Source organism: Roseburia sp. AF02-12 (genome assembly GCF_003461765.1).
Taxonomy (GTDB): Bacteria; Bacillota; Clostridia; order Lachnospirales; family Lachnospiraceae; genus Roseburia_C; species Roseburia_C amylophila.
The window spans coordinates 1,183,617-1,199,432 of record NZ_QTXS01000001.1; the positions used below are offsets into that span (position 1 = coordinate 1,183,617).

Annotated in this window: 9 protein-coding genes; all 9 read right to left on the reverse strand. The window is 38.3% G+C overall.

The window, feature by feature from the left end; all coding sequences use genetic code 11:
* Positions 1-36: 36 nt before the first annotated feature.
* The 9 genes from essC to DV740_RS05870 are packed head-to-tail and all read right to left on the reverse strand — an operon-like array spanning position 37 to position 15,564.
* Positions 37-4,548: a type VII secretion protein EssC gene (gene essC, locus DV740_RS05830; protein ID WP_242994225.1), complete on the reverse strand. Its 4,512-nt coding sequence runs from the start codon at positions 4,546-4,548 to the stop codon at positions 37-39.
* A gap of 2 nt (positions 4,549-4,550) precedes the next feature.
* Positions 4,551-4,805 carry an EsaB/YukD family protein gene (locus tag DV740_RS05835; protein ID WP_022242275.1) on the reverse strand — a complete coding sequence of 85 codons (255 nt, stop codon included), beginning with the start codon at positions 4,803-4,805 and terminating at the stop codon, positions 4,551-4,553.
* A gap of 12 nt (positions 4,806-4,817) precedes the next feature.
* Positions 4,818-5,870: an AAA family ATPase gene (locus DV740_RS05840; protein WP_022242276.1), complete on the reverse strand. Its 1,053-nt coding sequence runs from the start codon at positions 5,868-5,870 to the stop codon at positions 4,818-4,820.
* A gap of 4 nt (positions 5,871-5,874) precedes the next feature.
* Positions 5,875-6,684: an FHA domain-containing protein gene (locus tag DV740_RS05845; RefSeq protein WP_118087624.1), complete on the reverse strand. Its 810-nt coding sequence runs from the start codon at positions 6,682-6,684 to the stop codon at positions 5,875-5,877.
* 20 nt (positions 6,685-6,704) lie between these two features.
* The gene (locus DV740_RS05850) at positions 6,705-7,742 is read right to left on the reverse strand and encodes an FHA domain-containing protein (RefSeq protein ID WP_118087625.1); all 1,038 of its coding nucleotides are present in this window, start codon (positions 7,740-7,742) and stop codon (positions 6,705-6,707) included.
* 21 nt (positions 7,743-7,763) lie between these two features.
* Positions 7,764-12,635, reverse strand: coding sequence for an Ig-like domain-containing protein (locus DV740_RS05855; RefSeq protein WP_118087626.1), 4,872 nt, complete (start codon positions 12,633-12,635; stop codon positions 7,764-7,766).
* A gap of 45 nt (positions 12,636-12,680) precedes the next feature.
* The gene (locus DV740_RS05860; protein ID WP_118087627.1) at positions 12,681-13,079 is read right to left on the reverse strand and encodes a hypothetical protein; all 399 of its coding nucleotides are present in this window, start codon (positions 13,077-13,079) and stop codon (positions 12,681-12,683) included.
* Positions 13,080-13,092: 13 nt separating this feature from the next.
* Positions 13,093-14,775 (reverse strand): serine/threonine-protein kinase, encoded by a 1,683-nt coding sequence (locus DV740_RS05865; RefSeq protein ID WP_118087628.1) that lies wholly within the window; start codon positions 14,773-14,775, stop codon positions 13,093-13,095.
* Positions 14,776-14,790: 15 nt separating this feature from the next.
* On the reverse strand, positions 14,791-15,564 hold the full coding sequence (locus DV740_RS05870; protein WP_118087629.1) for a PP2C family protein-serine/threonine phosphatase: 774 nt from the start codon (positions 15,562-15,564) through the stop codon (positions 14,791-14,793).
* Positions 15,565-15,816: the final 252 nt, after the last annotated feature.

Genomic DNA, 15,816 nt, shown 5'->3' on the forward strand with positions numbered 1-15,816 from the left:
TTAAATTTTTTATGGTTAACTGCTTTGCAGTATCCATCAACTTAGTTTTACGGTTTTTAATTTTGTCAGTTCATTCTCACAAATATAGAATGCATCACATGGTTCAATTGGTTTTGCGTATTTCTTTGCCACACTGATTGAAATATCACACATTTTAATATTCGCTGCATCTTCAAATATAAGATATCTTCGATTATCTTTCACTACTTTTAACAGCTCCGGTGCATTAAATGCAATATTGGCATTTTCTACATTTGTCATCAAAATAAATATTTTCATGGTGCGGTATTTTCCTAACCAGCTTCTGATAGCGGCAATTTCCTGCTTATTTCCGCTTATATCTGCAATGGCATCTGCACTCTCAATGATAAGTACAATCCATGGCTCATCCTCCAGTACATCAAGTTGTCCTTCCGAGAACTGCTCATAGCGCATCTGTACTCTCTGATCAATCTCATCAATTACTGTCTGCAATGTTTCTGATGTATTCACATACAGTGCCGTCTTAGGATGAAACTCATACTCACCCCATTTACGGGTCATATCATCTAAGATATATAATTCTGCCTCGCCAAAGCCATTTTGTAATACAGACTCTATAAAATATTTTGCAAAAATGTCCTTGCCCTTTTCTTTTTTACCGGAAAGGGTTAACATTCCACCGGAGGTAAAATCGATTGCATCCGGTAATACCGTGTTATAATCCAATCCCAATACCACACTGCCCTGCTTCTGATAGGATGGATATACCTTCTGTATATATTCGGCATTCAGTTCCTTTGGTATCTCCGGAATCACCCGTGCCTTCTGACCGGCATATTTTCCATTCTGCATTTCTACAAATTTCCGGATTTCCTGTACTCGTTCAAATTCTTTCTCTCCTTCAAAGGATAAGTACATCTGACATTCAAATATATTTTTATTTATCTGAACCAGACTGCGTCCCGGTATATCCGGAAGTTTCATTCTGCAGCCCTCAAACATCATTCCATATTCGGATGTCTCATTACAGAACAGCGTAATTCTTCCTTCAAAGTTATTTAAATAGCGATATCCTATGCCCGAAGTCTGTGCGTTCGCAACAACAAATGAAATTCCTACTGCAATACCATCTCTGCACAATGGAAGCAGATAATCCTGATCCTGAAGATACATTTCCTTTAAAGCGGTCAGATTATCTATGAAAACAATAATCTGCGGTAAATCTGTTTTTCCAGTTTCCTTATATGCAACAAAGGAGCTGACTCCTGCCTCTGCAAATCTCTCTTTTCTGCTCTTTACTTCTGTATTTAACAACTTAAAAAGATTTTTTAACTTCTCATCATCGGAAACACATACCACACCACCGCAATGATTTAATTCTGCAAAATTTTTAAGAATCATAGAGCCAAAATCAATCATGTACATATTTACTTCTGATGGTGCGTAATTATCTGCTATACTTCGAATAATAGTCTGCAATACATTGGTCTTTCCACATTGTGCTGAACCGATAATCATATAATTCTGTGATGTAACATTCAGATTCAATGCCTCCTGCAACTGTCTGTCCGGGTCATCCAGCAGACCGACTGTCGCATAAATTTCCCCGGTATCTCTTCTTGCAGAATCTGTATAATACAGAATTTCCGGCAATGGCGGCATACAGATATCCGGCAGCTTTGTAATATGTTCTTTTTCACAATAAGCGGCAATATATTCTACAATTGCTTCTAACTGATTCTTATTATGTGCATCCTTCCGTTTCTCTTTTTTCTTCTGATATACCACTTTACGCATTCCGGCAAAATTAAGCTGACTGATTTGAAACTCTTTGCTTCCCTCTGTATCTTCCATCGTAGCCGGTGCCCCACTATAGGCAGATTGAAACAATTCAAAAATTTCATTGTTTCCAACCTGAAGATATGCCCGTCCTGGCTCCTTAATCTCTGCTGCCAGCGGTGTCTTTAAAACCTCATTACTATCTTCTTTCGACTGCACTTTCAGGCACAGCTTGAATTTAGAGTTTGACCAAATCTGTCCGTCCACTACTCCACTCGGTTTCTGTGTTGCAAGAATCAAATGGACACCAAGACTTCGTCCGATTCGTGCCGCACTGATTAATTCCTTCATAAAATCCGGCTCTTCAGCCTTTAATTCTGCAAACTCATCCACGATTATTACAAGATGTGGTAAAGCAACGGTAACTCTCTTTTCTTTATACAGTTCTATGTATTTATCAATATGATTTACGCCTGCTTCTGCAAAGAGGTTCTGTCTTTTCATCAATTCTGCCTTGATGGATTTTAAGGAACGCTGTACCTCATTTCCATCAATATTGGTAATTGCGCCAATTAAATGAGGCAGGTCTCGGAACTGATTTACCATTCCACCACCTTTAAAATCAATTATGACGAAGCCAATTTCATAGGGATGAAAAATTGTTGCTGCCGACAAAATATAACTTTGTAAAATCTCACTCTTTCCGGAACCTGTTGTTCCTGCCACCAGACCATGCGGTCCATGAGCTTTCTCATGCAAATTAAGTGTAACGATTTCATCCTTGGCATTTACACCTAATGGGGCTGCCATAGATTTAAATATCTGTGACTCCTGCCAGCGCTGTGCCAGATTTAAATCTTCAACCGTAAATATATGCAGCAATTCATATAATGTAATATTTTTTCTAAGTGAATTCTCAAGGCTTATTTCTTCGCAATAAACCGGGGCAAGCTTTTCTACCACATCTGCTGCCTGCTTATCGGTTATGGTATGATATTCAAATTGTTTTATCTGATTTCCATCCTCTGCCTTGCAGATGACTCCTTCACTTTCTGAATGTAATTCTATAATTTCATCACAATGCAGCGGCAGTTCCTCTGCACTGTTTTCAAAAAATACAAAAGTCATTCCAAGCTCTGATGCCTGCTCGATGTAGCGGGATATTGGATGATTCTTTATGCCGAATTCATTTTCCACAAGTACAATTCCATAGTATGGGATTTCTTCTGTCTGCTCCCGATAAGTCAGTTCCCGGAACAGACTCTCAAAAATATTATTTTTACTTTCATTATCGAAAACAATATTTCTTATTCCACCGGCATTCATAAGATGTGGCAGGAAGCGTGCCCACTGATACCTTTTTTCATCATCCACCAGCATATAGAGCCGGACATCTCCATAGTAATGACGAACCGCAATATCTATTACGATATTCTTAAACATTCCATACAAAGCTTCTTTCGTGCCAACAATACCAATTGCATTAGAATCTTTCATATCTGAGCAAATCGGTGCTCCGTCAATATGTTCAAAAAGCTGATAGATTTTTTCAGGCATTTCCGTCAGCTCATCTCCAACCTCCAACCGCTCCTGTTTCTTATAGTCAATCGGACGGCTGGATGCAATGGTTCCCTGTCCCAGATATATATGTAAAAAGTCTTCATCCTCCCTGGTCTTTTCAAACAGCCTTCTGTCAAAATGCATTGCCGTATCTATATCCTGCTGCACATTACAATACATTTCATTTAAGCTATCCAGTTCTTCCTGTCTTTCTGTTGCTACTTCTAACTTTTTCTTTTCAATATAATTGGTATATTTACGAATACGTTCTGCGCATTCCCGTTTATATTGTTTTCTTCCTGAAACAAATCCCAGAATTGAAGTTACAATACCAAGTCCCATAGAACATATACTGAAAATAATATAAGAACCTCCGGAAGTATTCATAACTCCGCGAACAACAATCATCAGCGCCAGCATTGCCACTGTTGGCATTAATGTCAAAACAATATTATTCTCAGGTTTTTTCGGAATTGCCGGTGCATCTAGGATTTCAATCTTTTCATCGGATAACTGCTTTTTTATTCTGGTATTCCGATTAAACAGCGGATAATGGAAATTATTCGTGTGTGTACTGACTTCCTTCATCTCACCATTTGCGACCTTCAGATTTTCCCGGTCAAAAAATATCTTTCTGTCCTTATAATAAAAATGAAATTCTGCAACGGAAAAGAAATCACTGTCTTTCAATTCTGTCTTGTTCATCAGCTTTCTGCCATTCAGATATACACCATATTCTGAAACAATCTCTTCCAATTGACACTGTGTACCATTTAAGGTAAGTCTTATCTTGCTGTCGTTGCTGAATTTGCTATTTAAAATAATATCCGCTGTCGCATCAGTCGCAATATCTATCGTTCCGGTAATTTCCAGATAATAGTTATAGTCCGGCACTCTGGCTTCAAAATCAATTAAAAAGCGTAATTCAAATGCTTCATTTCCCGTTGATGCATAACAGACAGAAAGCACATCCCCATGCCTTACCTCTGTTGACAGAAGCTTTCGCATATCACCCCTGCTAAAATAAACATCATCTGAGCACTCTAAGTTCCAGCTTTTTCCATTTTTTCTAAACTCCATTTCGATTCCGGTAAAAAACGCTTCCGGATTCAATCGAAATTCACAGGATGAACCTGTTCCCAATTTAACCCGGTCCATATCCGGCTGAATCTCAAATTCCTTATACACTGTTCTGTTGCTGATAATTACTTTGTATTGATATTCCATCTTTAGTCTCTCCGATAAATAATATGTGAACCGTTTCGAATTCCAAATTCTTTCAGTGTTTTATTTCCACGTAAGAATACAATTGGATTCTCTGCTGCCAGATAACAGTTAAAAATATCATCTGTATCAATTCCCAGATCATATGCTTCATTTAATGCAAGCACCAGATCATTTGCTGTGATTCCCAGTGGAATTTCCAAATCAACATGTATCTTTTTATCCTGACTAATAAATTCAACAACTGCCTTCTCGTCCATATTTCACTACCCCTAAATAAACATATAGGAAAGTTTTTTTATTCCTTCCAATGCTGCCAATTGTTCCGCTGTACCAAGCGGTGTTTCTGCCTCATATATCTTTTCCTTAACCGGAAACTGTGCCTGCAGTTCTGACTGCATATAACAATTCATCTCATCTCCACGATAGCGGTTCATGATAACCAGATACTTTTCATGATCCCGGAAATCGAGATTTTGCATAATATATTCCATTTTGCAGGTTGAAATTGCATCCTGCATGGTAATCAGCAATACTTTATCTGCTTCCTGAAGCAATTGCACTCTGTTTGCTTCATATCCTGCCTCAATATCCACAATAATAAAATCGTATTCTTTACTTTCCCTGGCTCCACGAATTAAATTCAGATATATATCGTATGATAAATTTCTGGCATCCAATGTTGATAAAAATGGCGGTATATAAGAAAATCCTTCTTTTCTGATAAAGGAACGGATATTCTGGTATATGTGTCCCGCATCTTCTTTTATTGCACGATATCCTTCATTCGGCATTCCGCTCTTATCACTCAGGTAAAAGAAAAATGCCTGTATTGCTTCTGTATTTACATATAAAATTCTTTTATGCTTCTTTGCCAGGCACTCCGCTAATCCGACGGAAAGACTTGTCTTTCCCGTTCCTCCGATTGCCGAATACAGCGCGATAATTGTAGTCTCTCTTTTTCCGGACTCTTTTCCTTCTAACCGCTCCTGACTCTTATAAGTCAGTTCATTGTATAACTCTTTGATGCCATAATACTTATAAACTCTTGATACCGATAATTCTTCGGTTCTGCCCTGTTCCTGATGTTCTGATAAAATAAACAGATTCTGAATATCCTGTCTTTGCAGCGCATTGGTATATAAATTTTCATTTACCGCTACAATTTCTGCTGTGACAGGGTTTGAAAAAAACTGTTCAAAATATTCCGGGTCAGAAATTATCTCAAGCTCTGCTCTGTCTCCCAGTTCCACCAGAAACTTATTTTCTAATTCTGCCAGATATGCTGTATCCATATCTGCAATTACAATCAATGGTTTACTCATCTTTTTATCCTCGCGCCACAAATTCCAGATTTGCTATTCGAATTCTGCTTCCATCCTGAATTTCAAGAGGCTCTGTCATCGTAACTTTCTTTCCATTCAAAAATGTTCCATTTGAGCTTCCCAAATCCTGAATATAATAACTTCTATTTCGAACCAGAATCTTGCAGTGTACCCGGCTGACTGCAGGATTTCCGGTTATTTCACCATCCACTTTATCCCTGCTTTTACCCAGTACAAAATCCTTATCTGTTATATGAAAAACAAATCTACCATCTAAGGACTGAATGGTGAGCTGCTTTGGTGTTTCGGTATTTTCTATTACCACCGGATTCTGTATTGCTGCTTTTGTTATAGTCAAATTTGGCATTTCAAATTGTGCTTTCAGTTCATTCTCAAAAGTATTTTTATTTTTGGTCACTCCCGGAATCTGAATCGGCAAATAAATAATCTTTACTTCTTCTGTAGCCGGATCCACGTAAATGTTATCCAGCCGGTTATCTACATAAGCAATATCCAAAAAACCTAAATTAATAATCTGTGTAAACGCATCCAGAATCCGTGCTATCATACGTTCCTTCACTTCCGGCATTGCATTTGCAAGTACCGTTTCTGCTGTCACATATTCTTTCGTAAAATATACCAGTTTTATTTTTCCGTTATATTTCAACCGATGGCATTTTAACAGATATGTCTCTTCCAGATTCTGCATTACTTTATAGCCGATATCGTAGAATAATTCATTATTCTCCAACAGGTACGCAATTCCCATTCCATGTTCTTCTTCTGTTACCTGTTTTCCTAAAAATTCTTTCACTTTATTCTTTCTTGCCTTTCCTAATCTTCTAACTTAAATTCAAATTCTTCATCTGCAAGCCGTATGATATCTCCGTCACACAGTTCCACTTTGCAATCCGGTTCTAACATTTCTCCTTTTAAGAAGCTGTGATTTGTAGACCTCTGATCTACTATTACAAAGTTTCCATTTTGTTTATAGATAACTGCATGTTTCCGGCTGATTGCTTTATTGTCACTCAATGCCAAGTCATTCTCTGCTGACTTTCCAATGGAAAATATCGTTCCGGGAATCGAAAAATATTCTCCCGTTTTCAGCCGGATAATTCCTGCCGCTATACTTCCTTCATTTAAGAGAACCGTTCCATCCTCCTCATCTAAAAGTGTGGTTCCATCTTCTTCTGTTAAAACTGTAGTTTCCGGTTCATAAGCAGGTTCTATTTGTGCGGAAGGCGCATAATGCTGCCGATTTGCAAGCTGTGAACTTGCAATAAATCCGCTTTTCCCACTCTCTGTCCGCTTTATCTCCTGATATATCTGCGGATATCTTCTTAATATATACTGCTCAATATCTTCTATCCGATAATTTGCAGTATCAGCAATAAAGTCTAAAAATGCCCGGGATTCCTTTCCCAGTTCCAGGTCATCTGATTTTATTTCTTTCACCATTTTTTCCAGAAAATTATATACATTAATGTTGCTCTCTCTGCTTAATAATGGCTCATATAGGAAAAACAGTTCTCCTGTTGTTTCTTTTACAAAAATAATTTCTGTATCCAGGACAAGATTAGGCAGATAAAATTTATATAATTCTACCTTCCTTATCATTTCTACAACCTGGGCAACAATACTGTAAAAACGATGAACATTTAATCCTTTTCTGATATAGCGGCTCAATGAAACAGACTGTGGCGCAGTATATATAATTCGATGCTTTCCCTCCATTGCGGGACGGAATAGCCCCGGTAATAAATTCTCCTGAAAAACCGCCAGTTCTCTTTCATTTACCGGAAGCTTTTTCATGCTCTTTTGTGTTATTTTTATCAAATTCTTGTGTGCTGAAATGCTATACTTTGCCACTATCTATCCCTCTATTCTGTTTCAGTTTTTACGTTTAATATGAACTGTCCGCTTTCTGCGAAGTCCTGCAAATACTCCGGTTCCAACACCAACAACGGCAACTCCGCATACAATAGCGATAACCGCCGGTGTATTATTCAATAACCTTATCAGGGAATTGGTTGATACCAGCAAATCGGCTATCTCACAGTCCACCTCATTGCCTGCTGCATCCTTTGCACTTATGGCTACTGTCTGCCGCTTATCGGATTCCGGAATCGAAAAACTAATATCATCCCCATCCTGTGTATAGGAAAATGTCTGTCCGTTTAATGTAACCTTAATATCCTGCAATACCAGATTATCGATAACCGATACTGTTGCTTCATAATTCTGCGTATTGTAACTCTGTCCCTCTTCTATATTAATTGGCACAATCACCGGTGCTGTTCCATCCACGCCAAATCCAATCTCTGCCTGCTTGGATTCATTAATATTCTCGTTGATATTACCGGCATTATCCTCTGAGTAAACCGTAACCAGGTAGGAACCGTCTCCCTGAAAAACTGATTTGTCTATTTTATAGGTATACTGGCTCCAGCTTCCGTTTCCACCCACTGAAGTAATGGTATAATCCGTTCCTTCTTCCAGATTTTTCGGCTCTCCATTTGCAGAAACCGTAATTTTAATGGTATCCATGGAAAGACTGTCCACATTTGTCTCTGTCAGCACAATATCGATTGGTTCCTTAATATAAGTACCTTCTATTTCTTTCAAAGAATCATCCAATACATAAACCGAGCCAAATCTGTTTACCGAAAATGTAATACTCTGTTCTGTCTCATTTCCTGCAAAATCAATTTCTCTTGCGGTCAACGTATAAATATCGTCTACATCCTGTTCATGTGCAAAATCAGAGAAAGTAAAGGTCTGTCCATTTTCTGTCTGAGCAAAGGCGCCATCATAATGAACAATTCCATGATTTGCACCTGATAATTCTATGGTTGCAGCGCCTTCATTATAATTTGTATCTGAAAATTGAACGACCGGCATGACTACGTCATTATTCGCAGAATCATTTTCGATACCGGAGATTTCAATTACAGGCTCTGTCTTATCAATGACAAACTCTGATGTACTGCTTTGAACCGCTGCATTTCCGGCTTCATCCATTGCATCAACTGTAAATGCGTAATTTCCATCTACTGCAAAGGATATGGTTGCCATATGCACATCACCATCCGTTGTCCAACCGGACAATGCCGGGAAAACTGTTGTCTGTCCATTATCGGCAGCTGTTCCATGCACTTCAATTCGTCCTGCATCAAAATTATGCTCCGTTACTTTAATCGTAGCCGTTCTATCCTGTGCATAATAATTTCCATTGGCTGCTTGCCCATCCATTGTCACTTCAATTACAGGATTCGTCCGGTCAATGGTAAATGTCTGCTCCGGGAAAGTTGTTGCATTATTTCCTGCCCGGTCCCTGCCACTCATCGAAAATCTGTAATCATCATCTGCTGCAAATGTTACCGTTGCCATATGCACACTGTTATCCGGATTTCCTTCCTCTGTATATTCTGTCCACCCTGAAATCTGTGCCTCTGCGCCATGGGTGCTTATAAGATTCCATGCAATATCATTCTCATCAAAATTTCTTTCTCTCACGGTAACTGTTGCAACTCTTACATCCTTATATACCGATGTATATATGCTGTCCGGTGCAATATCATTGTAGGATATACTTATCTCCGGAGCTGTTTTATCAATACTTATAGTTACTGCTTTTTCCGTCACATTTCCCGCACAGTCTGTCACCTTTACATTTACAACAATATCATTGCTGTTATGAAATACCGGAATCTGTCCGCTCACACCTGTAATTAGATTTCTGTCTGCTGATGTAATCTTCCATGCTTCATCCGATATTGCTCCGTTATTATCAACTGTCACTATGCCATTTCTGTTGTTTCCTGTATCATATGATGCATTTACTGACCATTCTATGGATCGAATTCCAGCATAAGGATCTTCTATACTTACTGCAACTGATGTATCAGATGCATACAATGGATTCCCTTTTCCATCTGTTGTATCTGTCTTTTCCGACTCTATTACTACATTACGATTGCTTTCATGTGCTTCCGACCGTTCCAGTAAAATACCCACTGATTTATAATAATCCAAAGACACATTTCCCACATTGTCCGTTGCCTTTAAATAAATGTATCCCTTAAATTCAGCCTGAATTGGAATTCTGATAGCAGCATCTTCTCCGGGTCTTTTTCTGCATTCTACCGTTACTTCTTTCTCTTCCGTTCCATCCGCATCTGTCAGATGATATGAAATACTTTGGATTCCTGCACCGGTATTTCCATCACTTACTGTTATTTCCGCAGTAACATCTGTATTGGCATAATATCCATAATTTCCGGTATCACTTACTGTTTCCTTTGATGCACCAATCACCTGAAAATCCGTAACAACCGGTGCCTGATTTTCTTTATGCACATGAATTGTTTTCGTATAGACATCTTTCTCATCTACATTTGCGGTTACTGCAATTTTAATTTCATAATCACCATCTCCAATGGCAGAAGCCTGAGACGTGGAAATTGCAAATGTATCCTTTGTTGTCATTTCCTGCTGAACATCTTTATAGATTCTATTGGCATCTGTTAAGCTTTTTCCATTCTTATCTTCGGTCAACGGCGTTCCATTGATGGTAATATTTACTGAATTCAATCCTGATTTTTTCTGTTCTATCGAAAAATTTATGGTTTCGTCCTGCTTCTCGTAATATATAGTAACTCCTTCCATATTGGTATCCACATAAAAATGTGCAAGGTCTGCCTTTATTTCCGGCACTGTAATATCATGCACAATCTTCGCACCATTTGCGAAGCTGCCATAATTTTCCGGTGCCATTGTATTTCCAACCTTATCCGTTGCAGATGCTGTTATCTTATTTTCTGCCGTATCGGAAAGTGTTATTGTAAATGTGGCACTGTTACTGCTGTCCACATTCTTAGTTGCTTTTGCTACGCCATCCTGATATATGGTAATCGACTTTACGCCGGATTGTTCATCCGCTGTCTTTACTGTAAATGTGACTTTTGCATCTCTCGTATAATATACATTTCTCTTTTCAATCAATGACGGTGCCTGAATGTCTGTAATAACAGGTGCACTTTTGTCCACCTGATATCCTCTAATTACCGGCTCGTCCACATTTACATTGGATGCCTTATCTACACCATAGAGATAAACCTCCGTATCTTCCTGCGGCACCACATCTATCTGAATGGAAAATGTTCCATCCTCTGTTACGGCTGCCACATGTTCTTCCTCTGCCAGTATTTTATCTTCTGTCAGTGGTTCTGTTGACCATACCACCCGGTCTGCTCCCGAAAGATAATTGGAGCCTTCCGTTCCTGCATCTGTTACATTTCCGGTAATAACAATATTATCTTCCTTGCCTGTAATCCATGTTTTATATCCGTTCTCTACTGCTTTTCCATTCTCTGTAACAGTTACTGTCGGCGGAACTGTATCAAAAATAAATGTAACCGGTTTCTTTAGTTCATAGCCTATCTGGTTGGCAAAAATATTCCACGGACTCTCCAATTCCCAGATATTGTTTATAGTCTTTTCTGAATCCAGTATCTTATTCTGCTCATAATCTCTTACCCAGAAAGCTCCCAATACTGACTTCTTCTCGTTATTAAAAGAAATTGATTTTCCGCTTTTGCTTTTTATCGTAACTGTCTGTCCTTTTGAGATGCTGTAGGTTATCCCATCCTCTGATACTTCTCTGGTATTTTCATCCTGCGCATTAGAAAAGACAATCTCTATATCATCCGGAAATTGCGCTTCCTGTTCCACTTCTGCCTGTTCAAAACTTACTGTCAGTGCTGCATCCTCTTTTAATGCCGGAAGTGATACTTTTCCTACTGTATCTTCATCCTGTAAAATTGTCAGTTCACCGTCATTCCATGTTGCTGATTTTATAATATATCCTGGTTTTGGAATAATTTTTACATTTTCAAAGGTATCTCCATATTTGCAGTCTATTTCTTCTGATTTGTTATAAGCTGTATCACCAATCTGAATCCCGCCGCCTTCTGAAAGTTCCAACTTTATTTTCACTTTCTTAAGCACAAAAGAAATCTGCTCGGAATAAGATAATTTTTCCGTGGTGCAGGAAAATGTTTTATAATAAATATCATTTTCTTCATCATAGGTATAATCATCCGGTTTCTGGTTATTTTGAAATTCATATCCGGCATCTCTGTCCGGTTTAACCTCTATGCGGTAATCATTTTCTGCATTTACATTATATTTTTTTACACCCTGTGCCGACTCAGATGGTGTACATTCTTCTTCCCCATCCTCTTTGATTTTATATACGGTTACGCTTCCACCGGAAAAATCACTCTTTCCATCCGTAACTATATTCAAAGTCATTTCCCCTGTTGTTTTCTGTGCTTCTGCTTTAAATCTGAAAAAATTATTATCTTCCGTGCAGGAAAAAGCATACTGATATCCTTCCCCTTTTTCTTCAAAATCATTTTCTTCATCTAAAACAATTTTATAATCTTCCTTCGGCTGTACCTCAATCAAATAATCCTTTCCAGCTTCCAGTTCATCGGTATAAAAAATCTTTGTATCCTTCTCTGTATCACTGTTCTGTGTATCTTCCTCTAACTCTTCCCATGGCAGTTCAACATTCTCTGTGCCATCCTTAGATACTTCCCTTACTGTAATTTCAGCTCCATCTGCATTTACAATCTCACCTACAATTGCATACTCTGTCGGTTCTTCCACTGCTGCTCTTGCATCTCCCACCGGTACTACACTCAATGTGACTACAACCGCAAGTGTCAATGCTAATATCTGCTTCCATTTCTTCATAAGTCTTCCCTCTTTCGTTCTCTTTCCTATAAGTTTTTCATTTACTTATATTGTCTCATTCGTATGAATTTCCATAACATCCTCTAACAAAATCAGTCCATCATCCTCCGATATATTCTGTTCTTCGTTACTCAGCAATACTGTACCTTCTTCCAACAGAGTTGTCTCATCTTCCAGTACTGTTGTTTTCTCATCCTCTGCTGCCGGAATTGTTCTAGATACCGCTTCCTCTTTTACCGGATATTCATTTTTTATCGGCACTCTTCTTCTGTTTGCTTCCTTCCGATTCTGCTCACGAATTTCTTTCATCTGCTTTGCTGCTGTTTTTCCACTTACTTCACCATGCAGAGAAATAATGTCAAAACTGAAAAACAAAATAATTGCAATCAGCAAAAAAATCGCTGCCAGTCCAAATCCTATCCATGAAATAATCTGGTATATCATTGTATTCATGCTCCTATTGTTCACTATATGCATTTTTTATTGCATCCTGCGCCGCATCTTTACGTTCTAATATCTGCTGCTTTATTTCATCGGTCTTATCCGTTGTTGTATCCACGGCATCGGTTCTGTCAAGGACATCCTGATAAAACGCTTGTATCCGGCTCTCTTCGATTCCATCTGATTTAAACTTTCTGGCATAATTTTCGATTGAATTCAAACACAGTTTGTATACTTCAAGATTTACAATCTCGCTGTCTTCACCATCTACAATCTCCAGTAAATCTTCCAAATTCTGAAAGTACGGTGCATAGGTTCCCTTATCCGATGCTTCCTCAACATTCAATGTCACATCTCTTGTAAACTGACCAATTTCTTTATATACCTGTGTAATCAGATGATAATCCGATTCTTCGCTTCCATAATCATACGCATCTGAAAACCACTGAACAGAACTCTTTATTCTTGTTATCTGGTTATCACTGGTATCTGTTTTCCCATAATCATAGTAATACCAGTACAATCTTCCTATTTCATAGGCTAAATCTGCATAATCATCCTGTTCCCGAAGTCCGCTCAAATTATTATTGATTTTCTTTTTAAATTCATTCTCTTCTTCTACCGTAAAAACCGCATCATCTTTAAACGCAGCAATAAGACCTAAATAGGCCTTTGTATCTGTCGGTTTGATATCAACCGCTTCTAAATATATTTCTATTTTTTCTTCATCTGTTGCTGATTTTTCTGCCTGTAACAGCAAATTATCGTAATCATTATTTTTTACATGTCTTTGTAGAAGCTGCCCGGTAATACCAATTCCCAGACTCACTACTGCAGCCAGCAGCATTCCATAGAATGTATATAACTTTTTCTTCTGCTTCTTCTGATATGTCTCATCCGCTTCCTCATAATGCAAAATTGCATATAGAAGTTCTGCACATGACTGATATCTTTCTTCCGGGTTAATTCTGGTACATTTTAAAATAATACTTTCCAGTCCTGATGACAGATTCGGATTCCAATAACGAATCGGATAAATCTCATAAGGCGGCTCACAGGGATTCTTTCCGGTCACCAGATGATACAATGTCACTCCCAGACAATAAATGTCGGTTCTCTGGTCTGTCTGTCCCTTTCCTCCGAACTGCTCCGGAGCTGCATATCCTTTTGTTCCAAGGCTGACGGTATCCTCCAGATTGTGTTCCTTATATTCTCTTGCAATCCCAAAATCAATCAGCTTTATATTTCCGTTTGGCTGCAGCATGATATTTGCCGGTTTCATGTCTCTATATATAATTGGCGGATTCTGCATATGTAAGTAATCCAATACTCCGCACAATTCTTCTGCCCACTCAATTACAGTTTCCTGTGGCTGAGCACCATCTCTCTCCAGCACCTTATTCAGTGGTTCGCCTTCTATATAGTCCATTACAACATAGATAACATCCTCTTTATCTATGATATCTACAATTCTAGGCAGGCAGGGATGATCCAGTTTTTTCATCATATTAGCTTCCGCAATGGCTGACTGTACGACTACTTCATTATTCTTATCCCGTGCTCGTTTTTTAATTTCTTTTACCGCCCATTGCTTATTCAGATTCTTATCCATTGCAAGATAAACCTCTGACATACCGCCTTTTCCAATCAGCTTTAATATTTCATACTTCCCCTCAATCAATGTACCTATTATTGCCACAATAATTTTTCCTCTTTAATCTTCTGTACTTTTACCTATATAAATAACCGTGATATTATCCGTTTCTCCACGCTTCATATTTAATTGAATTAACTGATGAAGTTTTTCTTCTATCTGACCTTTAGAATTCCATTTCGAATTACTCAGCGCCTGATATATTTCTAGTTCCGTTATCTTATGCCAAAAACCATCTGAGCATAATAAGAAGCTGCTTTCATTTTCCACTTTGCCTTCCACAAACTCCGGTTTCACATTTTGCGATGCTCCGATACACTGTAACAGCACATTTCTCCGTGGGTCTGTTAATGCTTCCTCTTCTGTCATGTTTCCTCGTTTTATCTCTCTTGCCACAAAGGACTGATCCTCTGTCAGCTGCACAAGTGCCGAATCTATTCTGTATGTCCGGGAATCTCCCACCTGCGCAATTATATACTGTTTATAATCAATTAACAGAATTACGGTCAGGGTTGTCCCCAATTCTACCTCATGTTTTTTCCCGTAATTCCATATTTTTCCATTCAAATTTACAATCAGATTTTCCCACTGTTCTTTTATCAAAGATACCTTCCCATCTGTATATGGCAATGTTTTCATGAACCAGTCAGAAAACCCCTGCACTACAGTTGCACTGGCAAGTTCTCCCTTGCTTAAGCCTCCCATGCCATCACACAGCACTGCCATGCAGACTGTCTTATCCTTTACCACTGCTATCTTCACGCATAAACTGTCCTGATTGACCTTTTTCTTCGTTCCAATATCAGTTCCGTAAGCTGTAATATATGTATTCATCCTTCAGTCCTTCCAGAAACAGACAAATAAATACTTTCTCTCATTGTCCTATATTAAATTGTTTTATAAATTGTTTGGGATATCTGCCGGAGAATTCCGACATATATGAACTTTCTTACTCTAAAATAAGATAAATATTATTTTCATAGCTCATACTCCCGCTGTTTCTTCAACAACCACTTAATAGCTTAATCATTTTAACTTTTTCTGTCAATAAGCATTTTGTATAAAACATCTCATCATATTTGTATA

What these genes read in the sequence shown, in the direction of transcription:
- essC (WP_242994225.1), bottom strand. Translation starts at nt 4,548, where the DNA reads ATGGAATATCAATACAAAGTAATTATCAGCAACAGAACAGTGTATAAG.
- DV740_RS05835 (WP_022242275.1), bottom strand. Translation starts at nt 4,805, where the DNA reads ATGGACGAGAAGGCAGTTGTTGAATTTATTAGTCAGGATAAAAAGATA.
- DV740_RS05840 (WP_022242276.1), bottom strand. Translation starts at nt 5,870, where the DNA reads ATGAGTAAACCATTGATTGTAATTGCAGATATGGATACAGCATATCTG.
- DV740_RS05855 (WP_118087626.1), bottom strand. Translation starts at nt 12,635, where the DNA reads ATGAAGAAATGGAAGCAGATATTAGCATTGACACTTGCGGTTGTAGTC.
- DV740_RS05860 (WP_118087627.1), bottom strand. Translation starts at nt 13,079, where the DNA reads ATGATATACCAGATTATTTCATGGATAGGATTTGGACTGGCAGCGATT.
- DV740_RS05870 (WP_118087629.1), bottom strand. Translation starts at nt 15,564, where the DNA reads ATGAATACATATATTACAGCTTACGGAACTGATATTGGAACGAAGAAA.